The organism is Salinivibrio costicola subsp. alcaliphilus (assembly GCF_001996185.1).
GTDB lineage: Bacteria > Pseudomonadota > Gammaproteobacteria > Enterobacterales > Vibrionaceae > Salinivibrio > Salinivibrio costicola.
Map to the genome: position 1 here is coordinate 23609 of NZ_MUFR01000008.1, position 20399 is coordinate 44007.

Below are 20399 nucleotides of genomic sequence, written 5' to 3' on the forward strand. Positions count from 1 at the left end.
AAATTACTTTTCATTCTTTTTTAGAGAACGATGAGCCGACTTAACTACCATCATTTGTATTATTTTTGGCAGGTGGCACGCCATGGCAACCTGACCCAGACCGCCCGTAACCTGCATATTTCGCAGTCGGCGCTGTCGTCACAAATCAAGCAGCTTGAGCAGGCGATGCAGGTGCAATTGTTTGAGCGGCAAGGTCGTACATTGACGTTGACCGAAAGTGGCTATCAAGCGATGAACTATGCCGAAGAGATTTTTCGCCAAGGGGAAGAGTTAGAGCAGTTGCTATCCAGTGGCGGGGCGCTGTCCAGTGCCACGATTCGCATTGGCACCTTATCCACCATGTCGCGGAACTTTATCGAGCAGTTTATTCAGCCATTGGTCAATCAACGAGAGTGCCGCTATGTGTTGCAGTCGATGGATCAAACCGGCTTGCTTCATGCGCTGTCTGATCACCAGCTGGATTTAGCACTGACCAATATTGCGGTGCGTGGCACCAATAAACAGATTTGGCAGTATCAGCAACTAGCGCGCCAGCCAGTGGCGGTGATAGGTTGGCCGGGTAAAGCTTTGTCGCCCACCTTAGACGCCAGCTATCAACACCAAGCGTGGGTGTTGCCTTATGGCGATAACCCAATTCGCTCGGGGTTTGATGCCATCTCTGCGCAATATCAACTCAAGCCTTACATCATGGCAGAAGCCAATGATATGGCGATGCTGCGCCTTTTAACCCGAGACAATGATGCGTTAGCGGTGATGCCCGAAGTGGTGGTCCGCGATGAGCTAGATAGTGGTATGCTTACCCGCTACGCTTTACTGCCGAGTGTGTATGAGCCGTTCTATGCGGTATCGATTAAACGTCAATGGGTACATCCGAAATTGAATTCGCTTTTAGATGCGTTCAGTGCGTCGCCGCTCGCGCATGGCGACGACCTTCCCGGCGGCAACGGTCAGAGCAATACCTAACTTCGTCCCAACAGCGTGCCCACTTTTTACGCCACGTAAACGGGCGTTCGCAGGTTAGGCATACCTTACTGGGCAGATGCGGCTTTTTATGCGCCATCGTGGTTACCTCCAGGAGACTGCGTGGCACGTGACCGTTGTTTCATTGTGTGCTTATCCGCGTGATCAAGGCTTTTGATCCGCTTATCGCTTATTCGTTGCTCAGGGCCATTTGTTGGCTCAGGGCTGTTTGGACGCACATGGGTGGCAAGGATCCGTGCTTTTTCGATACGAACCGCGTCTTGTTGACGAAACGACCATAAAATATCACGCGCACGTTTGCCGGTTTGTTCTATATCGACAATGGCTTTCGGGTAATCTTCGCCAATTACCACTCCGTACATCATCGCTTCCATGTCGGTCATTTGCCACGGGGTGTGGATCAAACTGTCGGGCAAGGGAGAAAGCTCGGGTAACCATTCACGAATAAATGCCCCTTCCGGATCTTGCTCCTGCGATTGTTTCACTGGGTTATAAATGCGCAGGGTATTGGCGCCTGTCACGCCAGCCTGCATTTGAAACTGGGGGTAGTGAATGCCGGGCTCAAAATCGAGAAATAGCTGCGCCAAATGATGCACACCACGCCGCCAGTCAATCAGTAGGTGGTGGGTTAAAAAACTGACCAGCATCGCCCGCATACGAAAGTTGATATAGCCGGTGGCGTGTAGGCAACGCATACAGGCATCGACGAGCGGATAACCGGTATGACCTTGTTGCCATGCGAGCAGATGCGCATCGCTCTGCGGACCGTTTGCGTACTCAAAATGTAAGTAACCTCGATTGACGGGCCGATGCTCCATGTGATGCTCGCTTTCAAATTTCTGCATAAAATGACAGTGCCAATGCAAACGCGACACCATGGCTACCAGCGCACGCCGCCAACCCTTTTTCTGCCAATGGAGGAGGGTGATTTGATACATCTCGCGCACGCTGATGTTACCCCAAGCAAGATAGGGTGACAGTCGCGTACAGCTTTTGCGGCTGGCGAGCGGTTTAGAGATGTGGCGTTGATAGCGTTGCCCGCGCTCGCGGAAAAAAGACTGCAAGGTTTTATACGCCCAACTCGGGCCGCCGGGTTGAAAGCGTGGCGCGGGAGAATCCCACTTGTGGTGTTCGAGCGCGGGTAGCGTGAGTGATGTATCTAGCCAGTGCGCTTGTTGCCAATCGGGATCAGCAAGAGGGGCACGCATCACCTTTTGCCATTCTGCATCCCAATCGACTCGGCTTTTAGCGCCGCGGATCACCGACCCGGTAGGATATTCATGCCATGGGATCTGATGGCTTGCCAGCCATTTCGCCACCGCTTTATCGCGAGAAAACGTCGCGTCGACGCCAATTTCTTGATGGCTATACACCGCGCCAATCGCTTGTTGCTGGTGGATGGCCTGAAGCACCGACACCGCGCCGCCTTGGCTTATGGTGACATGACCGCCAAGCGGTGCCAGCTGTTGATTAAGATCGCACAGGGATTGCCAGACAAATCGCCAATGGCGCTCGCAGTGGTGCGGATCGTTGAGCAGCAGTGGCTCAAACAGGTACAGGATCACCAAGGGACGCCCAGCGGCAATGGCAGCTTGTAAAGGGGCATGATCCCGCAGGCGTAAATCGCGTTTTAACCACACAAGGCTGATGGGCGGGGACATAGGGCTCTCGACAGTAGTAACAACAATCTTCTATTCACCTTTGGTGATACGAGGCTGAATGGTGTTTGGATCCCTGATGGTGACGTGGTTGAGGTCTAATTTCTCTGATTAACAAGCGCTAAGCGCACAAAGCGAAATCAAAATAGTTTGCATTTGCTTTTTAGGCATCGGAAAATTACCAACTGTAGAATTAACTGACAGGCGCATCCCGCGCTTGTACTTAAGCAGTAGGATCGGGATATGTTAGAGGCAAAGGACGTTGCGTTTGCCGTCAACGGAAAAGTGTTGCTTGATAAGGTGAGCTTGTCGTTTACGCCAGGAAAAATCTGTGCGTTGGTCGGCCACAATGGTTCGGGCAAATCGACGTTGATAAAGCTGTTAGCGCAGCAACAGGCAACCAGCAGCGGACAGATCGCATTAGACCAAAAGCCCTTGTCGAAATGGTCAGAAAAAGCGTTTGCGCGCGAGGTGGCGTATTTGCCACAGCATTTACCGGCAACAGATAACTTAACTGGGTATGAGTTGGTCAGTTTTGGTCGCTATCCTTGGCATGGCTTGCTGGGGCGGTTGACCAAAGCCGATCACCAAGCGATCAACGAGGCAATGGCGCTGACTGGCACCCAAGATTATACCGAGCGCTTGGTTGATACGTTATCGGGCGGTGAGCGCCAACGGCTATGGATTGCGATGCTGCTGGCACAGCAAACGCGTTACTTGTTACTCGATGAGCCGCTGTCTGCGCTGGATGTGGCCCACCAAGTAGAAGTGATGACCTTAGTGCGTAAACTCAGCCGAGAGCTGGATAAATCCATCATTATCGTGGTGCACGACATTAATATGGCGGCGCGTTTTTGTGATGAGATTGTCGCCTTGCACAGCGGGCAAGTCCTGACTCAAGGTGCGGTTAGTGATGTGTTTCAAGAGTCGGCCCTCAAATCGATTTATGGTATTGAAATGCCGATTGCCGATCATGCCGCCGGCTATGCGGTCGCTATGCCGGGGGAGTTATCGCCGGTATGATCAAGTCCTCTTTTCTGACGCTTGTGGTTTGGCTGACCGCGGCCATAATGTCAGCGAGCGTCAGCGCGTCGCCTCGTATTCTCTCGCTGGATTGGACCCAAACTGAAACCTTATTGGCCTTGGGGGTGACGCCCGTCGCGGTCGCGCAAAAGGCGGATTACAATTCGTGGGTGAAAGCCCCGCCCATTCCAGAAAAAACCGTTGATATTGGGCTTCGCACCCAGCCGAACATGGAGCGTTTGGCCGAGCTTCATCCCGATAAAATTCTAATTTCACCCATTTTTAAGGCGATGAAGCCCAAGCTGAGCACTATTGCCCCGGTGAGCTCAATTCCTCTCTATGAAAGTGGGCTAAGCTGGGCATCGCTCAAAACCGTGACGCGGCAAATTGCACATGAGGCCAACCGTCCGGAGGTCGGTGAAACCCTGATTGCCAATGCGAAACAGCAATTGGCGAGCTTGCGCGATACGATCCCCGGTGAACAGCCCCCGCTGCTGATGATCCAGTTCCTAGACCCCAACCATGTGCGGGTGTTTGGGACCAACAGCTTGTATCACGCCGCCATCAGTGAATTGGGGCTCAGCAATGCGTGGCAAAACACCACCAACAGTTGGGGGTTTAGCATGGTTTCCACCCGCGAGCTGCTAGACCTTGATGCGCAGCTGGTGATTGTGCGCCCGCTCCCCGCGGGTGTGGAGCAAACCCTTAAGACCAATATGTTTTGGCAATATTTGGTTAAACGTACGGGACGTACGCCATTGATGATTGACCCCGTATGGAGTTTTGGTGCGATTCCATCGGCGTTACGCTTTGCGCGCCTTGTGACCGTGGCATTGACCGACCCTGAACAAGGGGAGCAGTCATGAAACTGAAACTATTATGGGTACCCTTGGCGTTACTGACGGCACTGTTAAGCCTCGCCTCCACTCAATTGGGGCAGTGGGATGTGAATGTTTCCATGCTTTGGCAGTCGTTGTGGTCGCTGGATGACAGTGCGTCGATTGGGGTGGTGATGCATTTAACCTGGTGGCCGCGCTTGGTCACTGCGTTACTGGCTGGGGCGTGTTTGGGGCTGGCCGGTACTTTAATGCAACAGGTGTTGCGTAACCCACTGGCCTCACCGTCGACACTTGGGGTTGCAAACGGGGCCAGTTTGGCGCTGATGCTTGCGACGCTTTATGCCCCTTGGCTATTGACTTGGTCGAGCGCGATGGTGGCGATGTCTGGCGGGGTGCTGACTATGCTGGTGGTGTTTGCGCTGGCATGGCGACGCGGCCTATCGCCCACCGTGGTGGTGATCGCGGGTTTGATTCTAAACCTATACTGCGGTGCGCTCAGCACTGTACTGCTGTTGATGAATCAAGAAGCGCTACACGGCATGATGGTGTGGGGCGCGGGCTCGATGGTGCAAACCGACTGGCACAGTGTGCAAGCCTTACTGCCACGTGTTGGATTGGCGGTATTGTTGATACTTGCTTTATTAAAACCGCTCAACGTCTTGAGTCTTTCGGATGAAGGAGCGAAAAGCTTGGGCGTATCACTGGCGAAAATCCGCGTAATTGCTCTGGGGCTATCGGTGCTTCTGACCGCGTGGGTGGTTAGCTTGATTGGCGTGATTGGCTTTGTCGGTCTCGCCGCGCCCGCGATTGCGCGCTTATGTGGCGCACGTAAGCTCATCACCCGATTGAGCCTGGCGATGATTTTAGGCGCATTGATGTTGGCAGCCACCGATTTGGCTGTCCAACTGTTACCTGGCCGCCGGGCCATGATGGTGCCCACTGGGGCGGCGACGGCAGCGTTAGGGGCGCCTCTTCTTTTGTGGTTGTTGCCACGGGTGTCACTGGGGAATCGTCAACGCCAACAGATGCAATCGGGATCGCCCGCACCGCGTCAGGATTGGCCGTTAGGCCGAACGTTGATGTTACTGGTGTTAGGTGTGGTGATTTTTGCCACCGTATCGCGTCAAAGTGAGGGCTGGCAGTGGCTGGCGCTCAGCGGCGATTGGTCTTTGTTGGAATGGCGCTTGCCACGCTTACTGGCGGCGGCATTGGCGGGCGGTGTGCTTGCTGTTGCGGGTGCCGTGCTTCAGCGTTTAAGTGCCAACCCGATGGCGAGCCCTGAGGTGATGGGGATCAGTGCCGGCACGGCGCTGGGGCTGATTGTCACTATTTTTGCGGGCATGGGCGCGTCTATGCTGAGTTTGTATGTCGGCGGATTAATCGGTGCGGGCGCGACCTTGGCGTTGATTGTGCTACTCAATCACAAAACCGGCTTCCAGCCAGAAAAGGTGTTGCTCACTGGCGTAGCCATTGCCGCACTGATGCAAGCGGTACAAAGCTTCTTGATGGCGGGCGGTGATCCTCGCGCGTATCAAGTCCTCGCTTGGATTTCAGGCTCAACCTATTATGTGACCGACAGCACAGTGACTACATTGGCCTTGGTTGCGGCGGTGCTGGTGGCACTGGGATTGATGTGTCAGCGGTGGCTCGATATTTTGCCGCTCGGTGGCGAAACTGCTCAATCGCTAGGGGTAAAGGTAGGGCGTGCCCGCATGCTGTTGCTGGCCCTCGTCGCGGTCATGACCGTCAGTGCCACCTTGGTGGTAGGGCCGCTTAGTTTTGTCGGCTTGATGGCTCCGCATATTGCGCGCAGTTGGGGTGCGAAAAATGCCCGCGCGCACATGATCACCGCCGGATTGATTGGCATGGGATTGATGCTGTTTGCCGATTGGCTAGGACGACAATGGCTGTATCCGCAAGAAATGCCAGCTGGGATCATTGCTTCCTTGATAGGCGGGCTTTACCTCATGGTTGTGTTACGTAAGCTATAGTTTTAACGTACGGTGATCGACAAGATCGCCTCATCCCTAACTAAAGAGATGCAGTTTGCATCTCTTTTTGTTTGAGGAGCCAAGAGAATGAACAGTGATTCCATGCAGCGTGTGGCGGTTGTCGGCGCAGGTGGCGCGATTGGTGAAGCTTTTTGCCGCGCATTGCTCGACAAGCCATCCATTCAGCAAGTCTTTGCCTTGGGGCGTCACCCCGCGCTACTTGCCGAAATAAGTGAAAAGGTCACCCCGGTGACAGTGAACATTCGCGATGACGCATCGATACAAGCGGCGGCCGAGCACATCGACGACAACAGTCTAGACGCGGTGATCATTGCCTCGGGGATGCTTCATGATGATGCGGTCAGCCCAGAAAAACGCCTCGCGGCGTGCAGCAGTGAGGCCATGCACCAGCTGTTTGATGTGAATGCCGTTGCGCCGCTGCTGTTGAGCAAACATCTAGCGGCCAAACTGAAACGTAACGCTGAGGCGAAGCTCGCTATCTTGTCGGCGCGCGTGGGCAGTATTAGTGACAACCGTGCGGGCGGTTGGTACGCCTATCGTGCAAGTAAAGCGGCGGTGAACATGCTGATCAAATGCATGAGCATTGAACTTGGCCGCCAGGACAAATCATTGACCGTGGTTGGTCTGCATCCGGGGACCGTCGATAGTCGTTTATCCGCGCCATTCCAAGCCAATGTTAAGCCCGGTAAATTATTCAGCCCGGCTCAATCGGCTGGCTACTTATTGTCGGTATTGGATGGCCTAGACAGTCGTCATACTGGGCGTCTGTTTGCGTGGGACGGGGAAGAAATTGCCCCATAGGTTGGGGCATTGTTGCGTTATTTCCAATGCAATGGCTGCTCCAAAGTCGACAAAGGCTTTTCCGTGCCAAGCCCTATCATTTCATCATATGCCGTGTCAGTGACCAATACATATTGCGCGGCAATAACCCATTCAAAATCATCTTTTACCGCCAGCAAGCTGCGAGATAAATAAGGTTTATCGCCTTGATAAATTAGCTTCTGCTCCACCGTATCGCCGTGACGCAAAAAGGCTATTGCTTGATATAACATGCCATCAATGCCGCGGATCTGAATCTTGTCAATGTTGTCGTAATTTATCAGTTCGCTCAGTTGTAAATTCATCACTCGTCCCTGCAGTTAGGCCTTTCTCAACCACTACGAGCCATGCAAGCACGCGGATCCCTCGAGGGTGAGGCATTACCCGTAGCGACAGCCTTTTGAACGCACAATGTAAAATAAATGTTACGCAAAAGTAAAATTAAAACCGAGGTGAGGAGATGATTTTCTCTGCAAAGTCGACGTAATCTGTGAGTAACGGAAACATTGCGTAAGGCTAAGGGCCGCTTTTTACGCGCGATTTTTACGCCAGACAACGACACAAGGCGGTGAACGTGAAACAGAGTAAATACGAATCCAAACCACTTGATGAGCTAGGTCGTGTAGCCTGGTCGGCACAAGAAAACGATGTATGGCTACAGTTAGTCACACGGCAGCTTGCGTGTATCAAGGACAAAGCGTGTCAGGAATATCTCGACGGTTTACGACTGCTCGACTTGCCGCATGACACGGTGCCACAGATCCCAGATGTCAATGCAGTGTTAATGCGAGAGACGGGCTGGCAAGTGGCCCCCGTGCCTGCATTGATTGATTTCGACCATTTCTTCGCCTTATTGGCGGATAAAAAATTCCCCGCGGCGACCTTTTTGCGCACCAAAGAAGACTTTGATTACTTGCAAGAGCCGGATTATTTTCATGAGATCTTCGGTCACTGTGCGATGCTTACCCACCCAGCGTTCGCTGAATTTACCCATATGTATGGTCAACTGGGCAAGAAGGCCACGCCCAAAGAGCGCGTCTATCTTGCACGCTTGTATTGGTTTACGGTCGAATTTGGTTTACTCAGTGACTCGCAAGGCAATCGCAGTATTTATGGCGGCGGGATTTTGTCTTCACCGGCGGAGACCGAGTACGCCTTTAATAGCGACAAAGCGGTGCGTAAGCCTTTAGAAGTGATAGATGTCATGCGCACGCCATATAGGATTGACATTATGCAACCCATTTACTTTACCATTGAGTCGATTGACGATTTATTTGCCATCAGCCAACGTGATTTGATTGCTGATGTGCATCAAGCCATGGAACTGGGCCTTCATGCGCCTTTGTTCCCGCCTAAACCGAAAAAGACAGAACAGCAAAAGGAAACGCAACATGTCTGAATTAACTGAGTTGAAATGTGAAGCCTGTAATATTGATGCCCCTTTGGTCAGCGCTGAGGAAATGCCGGCGCTGCTCAAAGACATTCCGCAATGGCGCAAAGTAACACGAGATGGGATTGATCAGCTCGAACGTGAGTTCACCTTCCGCAACTTCAAGTTGGCGTGGGCGTTTGCCAACCAAGTGGCTGAGTTGGCTGAGCAAGAAGGCCACCATCCTGCTATCTTGCTGGAGTGGGGTAAAGTGACCGTGACTTGGTGGTCGCATAAGATTAAAGGCTTGCACAAAAATGATTTTATTTGTGCGGCGAAAACCGACGGCATTGCGCCTGAGTAAACCAAAAAAAGCCCCGAGAGTGATCTCGGGGCGTATCTTTTTCGCTCACTTGCTATCTATCCCTGTCACGCAAGTATCAATCCTGCGCCGCCAATGCTTTTCATTGGCATAACTCTAAATAGAGCAAGATAAACTTCAAAAGTGACGCGGTCACTTTTTCGTGTTGTTCTTACTCTTCTTCGTCGCTTGTGTCTTTTTGTTTGGCGGCAAAATACTGCGCCAATACGTCGTCGGTGAGCTCGCCTTTTTCCTCAAGCGCTTTGAGTTTTGCCACAATCGCTTTTTGTTCGTCGAGTGACGGTAACGAATCCGGCTCGTGCTCGGGGGCATCATCAGCGAGTTGGTTTAAGATATCCATGATTTATCCTCTTAGTGTCTTTGCGGGAAGCGTAGCAAAATTCATGATTTCTCCCAAGTAAAAGGCACTATCTTGGTAGGGAAATGGACTTAACATACTCACTTTAATCAAAAAAACGATCAAAAGTCCTTCCTTTGGTCTAAGTTTGTACTAAGGGATCGTTTTGGGGGGAGTACATTGTGAGTGAGATTTTTTTTTCGTGCCAGCCGATCTTTGACGACAAGCAAAATCAGTGGGGTAGCGATTTATTATTTCGTGAAGGGTTACAAAACAAATTTCCCTCGATTGATGAAGATACTGCAACATCACGGATTCTAAGTGCTAACTTTCTCTCGGGGAAGGAGCTTGATGATGATTTGCGCTATGTCGTGAGTTTCTCAGAAACGGCCTTATTAGATGAGATACCCTTTTCTATTCCTGTCGCGCGTTTGGTTCTCTATATTACGGAGACGTGCAAAGCAACGCCTGTACTGATTAAACAGCTAGAGGCCTACCGAAAAGCAGGGTTTACGATACAGGGTGACAGCACTGTGTTTACTAACCGCTGGCAGCGGCATTTGCATCTGTTTGATGTCATTACTGTCAGTATGGCAAAAGAGGAGCCGATGAACTGGGTTAGCACAATGTCGGATTATCCAGACATCCGGTTTCTTGCTAAGAAAGTTGAAAAGAAAGAAGAGTTTATGCTGGCCAAGCAACTTGGGTTTAGCCTGTTTCAGGGCTATTTTTTTGAACAACCGCAAGTAAAAAGTCATAATGATGTGGCGCCATCCGTGATCAGCTTATTAGATGCTTGCATCGTGATTAATCGTAGTCCTCATGATATTGATGAAATCACTGACGTGATTTCTCGTGATGTCTCGTTACTCTATAAAGTTGTAACCAGTGCGAACATCCTGGCTAAATCGAAAAAAAAGCCGATCACAAACCCGAAGCAAGCGGTTGTCTATCTAGGGCTCGAGTCGTTGCGTCGGTTAATATCCTTACTCATTATGTCGAATATGAATCATCAAGAATGCTCTCATTTGCAGACATCCGCGATACTCCGTGCGATTTTTATGCAACAGGCGGCGCCAATGATAAAAGGTATGGATCCTGATGAGGCCTTTTTAGTTGGTGCCTTTTCACTGCTTGATGCTATGTTGGCAGCGCCAATGGAAGATTTAGTTGGGAAACTTGATCTCGACCAAGAAGCGAAAAATGCACTCTTGTCTCAATCAGGACGTTATGGTGAATTGTTAATGTTATGTAAGCACATTGAGCATGCCAATTGGGAGTGGGTCGGCTCAGTATGTGAGAAAATGACGTTAAAAGAACGTGCTGTACTCAAAGCTTTCGATAAAGCACGTTTTCAAACTCAGACCTTGGCTGCAACGATGCAGGTGTAAATGATGAATCAAGTAGGGATGCGGCTAGCCGTCGTTTTAATGGTATTGGCGACCTTATTACTGGGCGTTTTCGGATACTATAATTATCACGTTGCGAAAGAACGCCTTGAATCAGACATGAATCAAGACATTAATTCGATTACCCAACGTTTAAAGCAGCGGTTACCAACGTTAATGTGGAACTATGACTTTAATAATGTACAAAATGATCTAGATAGTGAAATGGGATCACGCTATGTACACCGTTTAGAGTTAACTGACTCTAATGATCAGTTTCGTTATGTGACTGACTCCAAAGGTATGCGCTCCAGTGACGAGTTAAATAAAGTCATCGTTCCAATGGTTTACAATGAAACCAGCCAGTCTGTCCAGGTGGGTAAACTAATCATTTATCAAGATAGTCGTTATATTAATAGAGAGTTAAATACAGAAGTGCTCCGTACAGCGACACAAATCGTACTTTTGAATCTATTAGTGGTTTTTTTTATTTGGAAATATGCCAAGCAAATAAATCGTGCAGAGAGAAGTCGCGCATATTTGGATACCGTTATTCATAGTTATACGGATGCTTTGTTAGTGCTGGGCGAAAAACACCGCATTATTACAATCAATGAGTCGGCAAAAAAGCTTTTCGAACTTGAGTCGGTTCCCGACGAAGCAATCAGTTTATCCACGATAATTTCTCGTGTTACGCCTAATTCTCGTGGATATTTTTCTCAAGCTCTTTACGGCTTGAATGGACGTGTTGAACGCTCCTATGAAATAGAGACTGACGGGGGCGTTCGCGTTGTACAAGTGAAATCGACCCCCATTAAAGACGAAGATCCTCGCGCACTTAATGTCGCCATTATACGTGATATCACTGAGCAACATCTGGACAAGCAAAAAGTGTCCAAAGGTGCTGAGCTTTTCTCGGCGATGAAGAGTTTACAAGATAAATTTTTGATACGTGAGGACTTTAAAAAGAGCTTTAAAGATGTGTTAGACATTCTACTGCGTATTGGTGAGAGCAATCATGGTATTATTGTTGAAGTCGGCCATCATGACGATGATGATATAGATTACAACCTCCCTTACCGTATTTTGGCACAAACGCGCCTGGTTAAAAATAACTTTATTGGTGAGGAATTTGTTCGTGGCTTAATCGAAGATATTATTGAGACGAAACAGAGCAAGCGTAGTCTGCAGATGGCAGGTGTTGCCGGTAATAACCAGAAAATGATTGTTAATGTGTTTGGCACGCCGCTCTACATGTCAAATCAAATGGTTGGTGTGGTTTGCCTTTTTGATGAGTCTACGACATACAATGAAGAGTTACAAAGCTGGATAGAGCCGATTTTATCAAGTTTGAGTTCGATGGTGCACTTTGTGCAACAGAAAGCACTGAACGATATGATTTCACGAGAAATGGCGCGAGCGAAGGAACAAGCTGAGCGCGCAAATGAATCAAAAACTAACTTCTTAGCAATGATGAGTCACGAGATTCGCACACCCATGAATGGGATTGTGGGGATGTCTAATCTATTGATGGAAACGTCGCTTACGCAACAGCAACGCTATTTTGTTGACACCCTACAGAATTCATCGACGGCATTATTAAATATTATTAATGATGTGCTCGATCTCACCAAAATAGAAGCAGGTAAAATGACGCTTAGCAAGCAGTCGGTAGATTTGGCTGAGATCGTACATGAATCTCTAAGTATATTTACGGCGAAAGCGGCTGAAAAACAATTACGTCTCCATTGCTATATCGACCCCAACATGTCATGTGACATTGAATTAGATGCGATGCGTTATAAACAAGTGATTATTAACCTTGTTGGTAATGCAGTGAAGTTCACTAAGCGCGGTCATATCTGTGTTAATCTATTTCAAACGCATGATGACAGTGGCATCACCAAGCTTGTCATGGAAGTCGAGGATACCGGAATTGGTATTCCGGAAGATCGTCATGATGCTATTTTCGAGAATTTTACGCAAGTTGATAATTCGTATTCTCGCTCTTATCAAGGAACCGGCCTGGGCTTGCCCGTCTGTCGCAAGCTTTTGCGTTTAATGGATGGGGATATTTATATACGCAGTCAAGAAAACCAAGGGACTACTTTTGTCGCGGAAGTGTCGATTAGTGTCCCTAATCCTGATTGTACGCTCTTATCAAGTTACGACTTGAGCAACGCTCTTGAGGGTTATCATATATTTTTAGTCTCTGGCGATAGAATATTGACTAAGACGCTGACTGCTTATTTACAAGGTTTTAATCTCGCGCTAACGCCATGCTCTGATGGACGAAACCTTGAACTGGGCGAACCTGAACAGACGGTCCTAATGGTCGATCAAGACAAAATGCAAGGCTGCCAGGCATTTGTCGGCAGCGTGCATAAGTGTATCGCAATCAGTCATGATGGGCATCATGATACAGGAATGGCCACGCTGACTTGTCCCATTTACCATGCTGAGCTTTATAGAGTATTGAACGAAGATGAACATACGTTAGTTGATCCAAGTCCGGATGCGGGGCAATACGACAGTATCAATTTTGATCTCAATGTATTGGTGGCAGAGGATCATCTTGTTAACCAAGAACTTATTGATATTATTTTGGCACAACTCGGCTGCCAACGAGCGCTAGCCGTGAACGGAAAAGAAGCGCTTGAACTGCACAAAAAGACCCCTTTCGATATCATTTTGATGGATTGCCAAATGCCGGAAATGGATGGCTTTGAAGCGACTCGGCAGATCCGTGAATTCGATAAACACACGCCAATTTTAGCGGTAACAGCCAATGCGTTGTCTGGGGACGCTGAGCGATGTGTGGACGCGGGAATGAATGGGCATTTAGCTAAACCGTTTAGTAAAGATCAATTAATTGAATTGTTACTACTTTACGCTAACCCAGACTCGGTCCGTTATGGCGATGATAGCGGCGTTGAAGCTCAGCCCCAAGATGATGGAGAACCTGCCATGAGTGACTCATACCCCATTGACGTTCAGCATGTCAAAGATCAAGTAGGTGATAGTATGGAGCTAGTGACCATGCTACTTAATAAATATGTTAATAATCAAACCCAAGATTTAACCGCGCTGAAGCAAGCATTTGAACAGCAAGATGTGGGTAAAGTTAAAAAACTCGCACACAAAATGAAAGGTGCAGCAGCCATGATCGGAGCGAACGAACTGTCGAAAACGTGTCTAGAGTTGGAAAAGTCACCGCATGAAGATCTGGAATCGTTGCAGCCCTACATTCTTCCTATTGAGAAACAAACAGCATTAATTGTCGAACAAACAGCCAGTTTATCGGAAACATCTTGATACATGCTCTGGCGCTGGTTAGCATAACACTCAGTGTCGGTTAGAATGAAAAATAAAGACCCATCAAAGACCTAGGGTCTGACAGTTGCTGTCGGACTCTAGGTTTTATTGTTAAGGATAAGCTGATGATAAAGCGTTTTGTATTAGCCAGTTGCGCTGCTCTCATCCTTTTTGGGTGTGGTGAGCCAGCGATATCTTCTCCCTCAGAGACGCCAACGCGTCCTGCTAAGTTATTGACTGTGGTAACGAATGAAGAAGGATTAACCCGGGAGTTCCCCGCTCAGGTTGAAGCAGATAACAAAGCGTTACTGTCATTTCGAGTCTCAGGCGTTATTGAATCTATGCCGATAAAAGCAGGAATGGATGTCAAGAAAGGGCAGATGCTCGCGGCGCTTGATAATCAACAGTACTCACTGCAGTTAGACAAAGCGCGTGCACAATACCAGCTTGCTCAGGTTCAATTTAACCGTGCTGATCGGTTACACAATGATAAAGTTATTTCGGAGCAGCGGTTTGATGAAGCGCGTTCGGCACTAAGCGAAGCTGCGGCTGGTCTTGAACAGGCACAAACCAACCTAAATTACACCGAGCTCAAAGCGCCGTATGCAGGCACCGTGTCATTAAGAATGAAAGAGCGCAACGAGTTTACTCAAGCACAATCTCCGGTGCTGCATATTCAATCTAAAGATGTTATTAACGTGAGTTTCCAGTTACCGGAGCGCTACTTTCACTATTTCGCCCAGCATCTTGATACCTTAACGCCGAGTGTTTCTTTTGACACGTATGAGCATCGCCAATTTTCGGCTCAGTTTAAAGAGATCGATACTGAAGCGGATCCAAAAACCGCGTCTTATCATGTCACGGTCAGTCTGAGTCGACCCGATGCGGTCAATGTATTACCAGGGATGGCTGCGAAAGTCCATGTCACCATACCGGCGCAATCACAGCCCCAAATCCCTGATACGGCAGTGGTGCAATCAGACTCAGGAAGTGCGGTTTGGCGGGTGAATGAAGACGGAGAGATCACCTTGGTTCCTGTCGTGCTCAAAAACGGCAAGATTACCTCTGGGCTTGACAATGGCGATGTCATTGTCGTGACGGGTGCGGGCGCACTTGAAGCCGGTGATCGAGTGAGAGCTTGGGTGAAGGAGCGAGGATTATGAGAATAAAATTAATCAAGGTGCTGCTTTGGCTTAGCGTGGTACTCGGGCTAAGCGTTATCAGTGGCTGTCAACCTGATCCGGCGTCTCATTCAGCACCTTTGCCTGTTGTTTCAACTCATACAGTCGCACAACAACAGTTGGATGAGCGGATTGCTTTCCCCGCGGTTGCCGCTGCCGCCGATAAAGCCAAGTTAGCGTTTAGGGTGCCGGGCGAAATTCAAGCCATTAATGTGCAAGCCGGGGATCGTGTGTCAAAAGGACAGGTCCTCGCCCGTCTCGAACCGACGGACTATCGCTTAGCGGTTGAAAATGCGAACGCAAAATTCGACGTTGCTAACTCACAGTATCAGCGTTCGGCACCGCTTGTTGAAAAAGGAATGCTAGCCCAGTCTCAGTTTGATGAACTAAAAGCGCAGCGACAAATTGCACAAGCAGAATTAGCCTTGGCTAATCTCCGTTTATCTTATGTCGCATTGAAAGCCCCCGCTGATGGAGTGATATCGAAAGTGAACGCAGAACCTTTCGAGACGATTGCTCCGGGACAAGGGATTATGAATATTCATGATGCGTCACGCGCTGATATTCGCGTTCAGGTCCCAGATGTTCTTTTTAGTCACAATGCCGGTGGGGATGCAGCATCTGTGCAAACACGCTTGCAACCTAAGGTCGTTACTGAGCAAGGGCAGTCATACAAAGCCACCGTCGATGAATTCACCGCAGAGCCAGATCCCAACAGTGGGGCATTCGTGGTGACGTTGACAATGCCAATGCCTGATGACCAATTCATATTGGATGGCATGCCGGTACAAGTCAGTATTGCTCGTGATGGATTAAAAATGACGCGTACAGGCCTTTCAGTCCCTATCGAAGCGATTTTCAATCAAGATGGCGATCCACTCGATCGCGATCATAGTTATGTTTGGGTCTACGATGAGGCCTCCCAAACGGTAAGCAAACGACAAGTCGAAATGGGCCGCATTCATGGGAAACAGATTGAAGTCGTAACGGGAGTTTCTATGGGTGAGCGTATCGTCGTCGGCGGTGCCAACCATCTGTCTGAAGGACAAAAAGTAGAATTGGCGTCAAAAGAGGAACAAGCATCATGAAGCAAGGTGTGGCGGGTTATTTTATTCAAAACAAGGTGATCAGTTGGATGATCACCCTGATTTTTCTTATCGGCGGCACCCTTGCATTCCTAGGATTAGGGCGCCTCGAAGATCCTGCTTTTACGATCAAAGATGCGATGATCGTCACCAGTTACCCGGGGGCGACACCGCAACAAGTGGAGGAAGAAGTCACCTATCCACTGGAGAAAGCGGTACAACAGCTGACTTATGTTGACGAGGTGAGATCGATTTCTAGCCGAGGCCTCTCGCAAATTACAGTTAAAATGAAACCCAAATATCGTTCAGATGATTTGCCGCAAATTTGGGATGAATTGCGACGAAAGGTCCATGATGCCCGAGGCGAGTTACCGCCTGGCGTTAATCCACCTTCAGTCAAAGACGATTTTGGCGATGTATTCGGCATCTTACTTGGAGTAACTGGAGAGGGTTACAGTTACAGCGAGCTAAAAGATTATGTTGATTTTTTGCGTCGTGAGCTGGAGCTTGTTGATGGCGTGGGCAAGGTACAAGTTAGTGGGGCTCAGCAAGAACAAGTCTTTGTCGAGGTCTCAATTCAACGATTGAGTAGCCTGGGGATCTCGCCAGATACTCTGTTTAACCTGTTAGCGACCCAAAATCTGGTCAGTAACGCAGGGGCGTTGCGGGTCGGTGATGAATATATCCGTATTCACCCAACTGGCGAGTTTTCTTCTGTTGAAGAATTGGGCAGTTTGATTTTAACAGAAGCAGGTTCCGAGGGATTAATTTACCTACGTGATGTGGCGGATATTAAACGTGGATACCAAGAAGTCCCGCGTCAAATTATTGCTTACAATGGTAAGCAGGCACTCCAGGTTGGGATCTCGTTTGCTGATGGCGTCAACGTGGTTGAAGTGGGTGAAAAAGTAGATAAACGATTAGCCAAGCTGAATAGCGATCAGCCGGTAGGTATTCACGTTCATCATGTTTATAACCAACCTGACGAAGTAGATAACTCAGTCACCGGTTTTGTCTCGAGCTTGGGACAAGCGGTGGCGATCGTAATTGTGGTGCTGTTGTTCTTTATGGGTTTGCGCTCGGGCCTATTGATTGGGCTAGTGCTCTTGCTCACTGTGCTTGGCACTTTTGTGTTCATGTACTATTTCGAGATCAACCTGCAACGCGTCTCTCTTGGTGCCTTAGTGATAGCCCTTGGGATGTTAGTCGATAATGCCATTGTGGTGGTGGAGGGGATCCTTGTCGGACTAAAACGCGGGCGAACACGATTACAAGCGGCGCATGACATTGTTACACAAACGAAATGGCCGTTGTTGGGGGCGACGGTTATTGCGGTCACCGCGTTTGCCCCGATTGGTTTGTCCGAAGACGCGACAGGGGAATACTGTGGAACGCTATTTACCGTATTGCTAATTTCTTTGCTATTGAGCTGGTTTACCGCGATCACATTGACCCCTTTCTTTGCGAGCCTCTTTTTTAAAGAAACGCCTTTAGAAGAGGGCGACGAGGGAAGCGATCCCTATAATGGTATTCTTTTTGTGGTGTATAAGCGCTTTTTAACTGCGTGCATGCACCATGCTTACCTCACTTTGCTGGTGATGGTCTTAGCGCTAGGTGCGAGCGTGTATGGTTTTGGTCATCTTAAGCAGTCCTTTTTCCCTGACTCAACCACGCCTATGTTCATGGTTGATGTGTGGTTACCGGAAGGAACTGATATTCGCGCCACACAAGATACGCTTGACGAAGTGTCAAGCTGGCTCAGCGAGCAAAAAGGGGTGAACTATGTGTCTACCAGTGCTGGGCAGGGATCGCAACGTTTTATGCTGACCTACTCACCTGAGAAAAGCTATGCCGCCTACGGTGAGCTGATAGTAAGAGTAGACCAATATGAGCATGTGAAATCAACGATGGGATTGGTGCGCGAGTATGTACGTCGCCAACACCCCAATGCACAGTTAAAACTGAAACCGATTTCTTTGGGACCATCGACGGGATCTAAAATCGAGGCACGTATTATTGGCTCCGACCCCACTGAACTTCGTGCGATAGCGAAAAAAGTGGAAGCGCGGCTGCATGATGATCCCGATGCCGTCAATATTCGCCACGATTGGCGCAACCGTACCAAGGTGCTGGAACCTGAATTTAATGAAAGCCAAGCACGTCGTTATGGGATCACCAAAAAGGATGTCGACGAGCTACTGGCGATGACATTTAGTGGCAAGCGGATTGGTGTTTATCGTGATGGTACCAATTTAATGCCCATTGTTGCGCGACTGCCGGATGAAGAGCGCGTCAATATCAATACGCTTGAAGGAATGAAAATCTGGAGTCCAGCATTGCAAGATTATATTCCCTTACAGCAGGTCATCCTGGATTATGACATGCGTTGGGAAGATCCGATCATTATGCGGAAGAATCGTAAACGTATGCTAACTGTTTTGGCCGACCCTGATCCATTGCGAGAAACGACTGCCGCGACCGTATTGAGCCGTGTACGTGCCGATATTGAATCGATACCGATGCCGGATGGTTACAGCATTGAATGGGGCGGTGAGCATGAGTCTTCCAAGGAGGCGAAAGAAGGGCTGTTTAGTATTATGCCGCTTGGCTATTTGTTCATGTTCTTGGTCACTATTTTGCTATTTAACTCAGTGAAAGAGTCGGTCATTATTTGGCTAACGGTACCGCTGGCCGTCATCGGGGTGACCACTGGCTTATTGTTACTTGATACACCGTTTGGCTTTATGGCTTTACTGGGATTTTTAAGTTTAAGTGGGATGTTGATTAAAAACGGAATTGTGCTAATCGACCAGATAAATATAGAGGTTGAGAGTGGAAAACAGCGATACCAGGCCGTGGTTGATGCTGCGGTTAGTCGTGTGAGACCCGTTTGTATGACGGCAATTACAACCATTTTGGGGATGCTACCCCTACTACCTGATGTATTTTTCCGGCCTATGGCAGTGACCATCATGTTTGGTCTTGGGTTTGCTACCGTGCTGACCTTGATTGTGGTGCCGGTGTTGTATCGCATTTTCTATCAAATTCGTTATCACCCTGAATAACGATCAACCGGCATCGCTTAGCGCGGTGCTGTGTTTTTCAAAGTAAGAAAAACGCCAGCTGTGTATAACTTTAAAGTCATCCACAGAAACGGTTGATAACTCGGTGTATTACCGATGAAATCCGCAGCTTTATTGTGCTTGTATAAAGTCAATGATTTTTCAGTGATTCTTGCACCCGTATCACGGATGTCAGAATGAGTGCGCTGAGCTTTTTGTATTGTCGTTATCGCTAACGATTACTGATAAAAAGCCAGATTATCTGCTGACCGATAATCTGGTTTTTTTCTGCGTTGCCGAGGCTGTTACGGTTAAGCCGACGCGCTAATCAGTGATGTGTTTCACTGATAACGTAAGCTCAAAGGTTGCCATTGGTTCATCACCATGTAAGCTTGGACACGTTGCGACAATAGTCACCGGCTGGTTGATGCGTTCACCTGTCTCTATGGCATTGCCAATCATGGCACTGATTTTTTCGCCATCTTGGCAGGTGAAAATGACATCCCCTTCGGGACGTTTGTGGAAATCGGCTTGTACCGATTTAAACGCAAGGCTAATCTTCACACCGCGCTGCTCTGCCATCGCCATCGCTAGAAAGCCGCCCGCTACATCAGCCCCTACGGCTAAAGCACCAAAATACATACTGTTCAAATGGTTTTTGGTGCGTCGACCTAGCGGAATTTTCATCGTGACATGTTTATCGTCGATCGAAAGGATCTTGGGTCGGCACCAGCCAATCATTGGGACTTTTAGGAAACCGAATAGTGATAGATGCTGATTCGCACGGGCGAGTGGAGACGAGAACATAGACACTCCTTGTTATCTGGTCTTACCTGTAACGCTACATTGATGTTTATTTGTGCGTCAACATTTTGTTAACAAACTTGCGGGCTGATGCCTTTTTTTCGCAGATAACGTAGACAGACATACATGTAATCACAGCGTCTG

16 protein-coding genes and 1 pseudogene are annotated in these 20399 nt (G+C 48.8%); 12 read left to right on the forward strand and 5 right to left on the reverse strand.

Translation table 11 applies throughout. The features are described 5' to 3' along the window. Positions 1-30: 30 nt before the first annotated feature. Entirely contained in the window at positions 31-963 is a 933-nt protein-coding gene (locus tag BZJ21_RS04080) for a LysR family transcriptional regulator (RefSeq protein WP_077577156.1), read from the forward strand. Here the strand turns inward: BZJ21_RS04080 and BZJ21_RS04085 are convergent. Together BZJ21_RS04085 and BZJ21_RS04090 are read right to left on the reverse strand one after the other, a co-directional pair. Then, the gene (locus BZJ21_RS04085; RefSeq protein WP_077458369.1) at positions 899-1060 is read right to left on the reverse strand and encodes a DUF2256 domain-containing protein; all 162 of its coding nucleotides are present in this window, start codon (positions 1058-1060) and stop codon (positions 899-901) included. The two genes, BZJ21_RS04080 and BZJ21_RS04085, sit on opposite strands and share 65 nt — an antisense overlap. After that, complete coding sequence (locus BZJ21_RS04090; RefSeq protein WP_077669180.1) at positions 1050-2642, reverse strand: FAD-binding domain-containing protein; 1593 nt, start codon at positions 2640-2642, stop codon at positions 1050-1052. The genes BZJ21_RS04085 and BZJ21_RS04090 overlap by 11 nt, the downstream gene beginning before the upstream one ends. Before the next feature lie 240 nt (positions 2643-2882). Here BZJ21_RS04090 and BZJ21_RS04095 point away from each other — a divergent pair, with 240 nt between their 5' ends. From BZJ21_RS04095 to BZJ21_RS04110, 4 genes are all read left to right on the forward strand, one after another. Continuing rightward, positions 2883-3662, forward strand: a complete 780-nt coding sequence (locus tag BZJ21_RS04095; protein WP_077577159.1) for an ABC transporter ATP-binding protein — start codon at positions 2883-2885, stop codon at positions 3660-3662. Continuing rightward, entirely contained in the window at positions 3659-4528 is an 870-nt protein-coding gene (locus tag BZJ21_RS04100) for an iron-siderophore ABC transporter substrate-binding protein (RefSeq protein ID WP_077669181.1), read from the forward strand. Before BZJ21_RS04095 ends, BZJ21_RS04100 begins: the two co-directional genes overlap by 4 nt. Further along, positions 4525-6492 (forward strand): Fe(3+)-hydroxamate ABC transporter permease FhuB, encoded by a 1968-nt coding sequence (fhuB, locus tag BZJ21_RS04105; RefSeq protein ID WP_077669182.1) that lies wholly within the window; start codon positions 4525-4527, stop codon positions 6490-6492. The genes BZJ21_RS04100 and fhuB overlap by 4 nt, the downstream gene beginning before the upstream one ends. An 87-nt stretch (positions 6493-6579) precedes the next feature. Beyond that, positions 6580-7314 (forward strand): SDR family NAD(P)-dependent oxidoreductase, encoded by a 735-nt coding sequence (locus BZJ21_RS04110; protein ID WP_077669183.1) that lies wholly within the window; start codon positions 6580-6582, stop codon positions 7312-7314. Between the two features lie 17 nt (positions 7315-7331). Here the strand turns inward: BZJ21_RS04110 and BZJ21_RS04115 are convergent, their stop codons facing one another. After that, on the reverse strand, positions 7332-7637 hold the full coding sequence (locus tag BZJ21_RS04115) for a DUF6482 family protein (protein WP_077669184.1): 306 nt from the start codon (positions 7635-7637) through the stop codon (positions 7332-7334). A gap of 239 nt (positions 7638-7876) precedes the next feature. On the opposite strand from BZJ21_RS04115, the pseudogene phhA reads away from it, so the two are divergent. Next, positions 7877-8731, forward strand: a pseudogene (gene phhA, locus BZJ21_RS04120) (phenylalanine 4-monooxygenase); the annotation flags it as partial. Beyond that, positions 8724-9065: a 4a-hydroxytetrahydrobiopterin dehydratase gene (locus BZJ21_RS04125; protein WP_069586485.1), complete on the forward strand. Its 342-nt coding sequence runs from the start codon at positions 8724-8726 to the stop codon at positions 9063-9065. The pseudogene phhA and the gene BZJ21_RS04125, both read left to right, overlap by 8 nt. A 169-nt stretch (positions 9066-9234) precedes the next feature. Here the strand turns inward: BZJ21_RS04125 and BZJ21_RS04130 are convergent, their stop codons facing one another. Next, positions 9235-9423 (reverse strand): restriction endonuclease subunit S domain-containing protein, encoded by a 189-nt coding sequence (locus tag BZJ21_RS04130; RefSeq protein ID WP_077460727.1) that lies wholly within the window; start codon positions 9421-9423, stop codon positions 9235-9237. Positions 9424-9602: 179 nt separating this feature from the next. Here BZJ21_RS04130 and BZJ21_RS04135 point away from each other — a divergent pair, with 179 nt between their 5' ends. The 5 genes from BZJ21_RS04135 (at position 9603) to BZJ21_RS04155 (ending at position 19454) form a co-directional block, all read left to right on the forward strand. Further along, positions 9603-10811 (forward strand): EAL and HDOD domain-containing protein, encoded by a 1209-nt coding sequence (locus BZJ21_RS04135; protein ID WP_077669186.1) that lies wholly within the window; start codon positions 9603-9605, stop codon positions 10809-10811. Then, positions 10812-14123, forward strand: coding sequence for a response regulator (locus tag BZJ21_RS04140; protein ID WP_236719514.1), 3312 nt, complete (start codon positions 10812-10814; stop codon positions 14121-14123). A 125-nt stretch (positions 14124-14248) separates the two neighbouring features. After that, the gene (locus BZJ21_RS04145; RefSeq protein ID WP_077460729.1) at positions 14249-15286 is read left to right on the forward strand and encodes an efflux RND transporter periplasmic adaptor subunit; all 1038 of its coding nucleotides are present in this window, start codon (positions 14249-14251) and stop codon (positions 15284-15286) included. Beyond that, positions 15283-16392 (forward strand): efflux RND transporter periplasmic adaptor subunit, encoded by a 1110-nt coding sequence (locus BZJ21_RS04150; RefSeq protein ID WP_021023547.1) that lies wholly within the window; start codon positions 15283-15285, stop codon positions 16390-16392. Before BZJ21_RS04145 ends, BZJ21_RS04150 begins: the two co-directional genes overlap by 4 nt. Beyond that, the gene (locus BZJ21_RS04155) at positions 16389-19454 is read left to right on the forward strand and encodes an efflux RND transporter permease subunit (RefSeq protein WP_077669187.1); all 3066 of its coding nucleotides are present in this window, start codon (positions 16389-16391) and stop codon (positions 19452-19454) included. The genes BZJ21_RS04150 and BZJ21_RS04155 overlap by 4 nt, the downstream gene beginning before the upstream one ends. A 321-nt stretch (positions 19455-19775) precedes the next feature. Here BZJ21_RS04155 and BZJ21_RS04160 read toward each other — a convergent pair whose 3' ends face one another. Beyond that, entirely contained in the window at positions 19776-20258 is a 483-nt protein-coding gene (locus BZJ21_RS04160; RefSeq protein WP_021023545.1) for a PaaI family thioesterase, read from the reverse strand. Positions 20259-20399 lie beyond the last annotated feature (141 nt).

Coding starts and splice junctions, on each gene's coding strand:
- BZJ21_RS04090 (WP_077669180.1), bottom strand. CDS start 2,642: ATGTCCCCGCCCATCAGCCTTGTGTGGTTAAAACGCGATTTACGCCTG.
- BZJ21_RS04085 (WP_077458369.1), bottom strand. CDS start 1,060: ATGGCGCATAAAAAGCCGCATCTGCCCAGTAAGGTATGCCTAACCTGC.
- BZJ21_RS04080 (WP_077577156.1), top strand. CDS start 31: ATGAGCCGACTTAACTACCATCATTTGTATTATTTTTGGCAGGTGGCA.
- BZJ21_RS04115 (WP_077669184.1), bottom strand. CDS start 7,637: ATGAATTTACAACTGAGCGAACTGATAAATTACGACAACATTGACAAG.
- BZJ21_RS04130 (WP_077460727.1), bottom strand. CDS start 9,423: ATGGATATCTTAAACCAACTCGCTGATGATGCCCCCGAGCACGAGCCG.
- BZJ21_RS04100 (WP_077669181.1), top strand. CDS start 3,659: ATGATCAAGTCCTCTTTTCTGACGCTTGTGGTTTGGCTGACCGCGGCC.
- BZJ21_RS04160 (WP_021023545.1), bottom strand. CDS start 20,258: ATGTTCTCGTCTCCACTCGCCCGTGCGAATCAGCATCTATCACTATTC.
- BZJ21_RS04145 (WP_077460729.1), top strand. CDS start 14,249: ATGATAAAGCGTTTTGTATTAGCCAGTTGCGCTGCTCTCATCCTTTTT.
- BZJ21_RS04155 (WP_077669187.1), top strand. CDS start 16,389: ATGAAGCAAGGTGTGGCGGGTTATTTTATTCAAAACAAGGTGATCAGT.
- fhuB (WP_077669182.1), top strand. CDS start 4,525: ATGAAACTGAAACTATTATGGGTACCCTTGGCGTTACTGACGGCACTG.
- BZJ21_RS04125 (WP_069586485.1), top strand. CDS start 8,724: ATGTCTGAATTAACTGAGTTGAAATGTGAAGCCTGTAATATTGATGCC.
- BZJ21_RS04110 (WP_077669183.1), top strand. CDS start 6,580: ATGAACAGTGATTCCATGCAGCGTGTGGCGGTTGTCGGCGCAGGTGGC.
- BZJ21_RS04140 (WP_236719514.1), top strand. CDS start 10,812: ATGATGAATCAAGTAGGGATGCGGCTAGCCGTCGTTTTAATGGTATTG.
- BZJ21_RS04095 (WP_077577159.1), top strand. CDS start 2,883: ATGTTAGAGGCAAAGGACGTTGCGTTTGCCGTCAACGGAAAAGTGTTG.
- BZJ21_RS04150 (WP_021023547.1), top strand. CDS start 15,283: ATGAGAATAAAATTAATCAAGGTGCTGCTTTGGCTTAGCGTGGTACTC.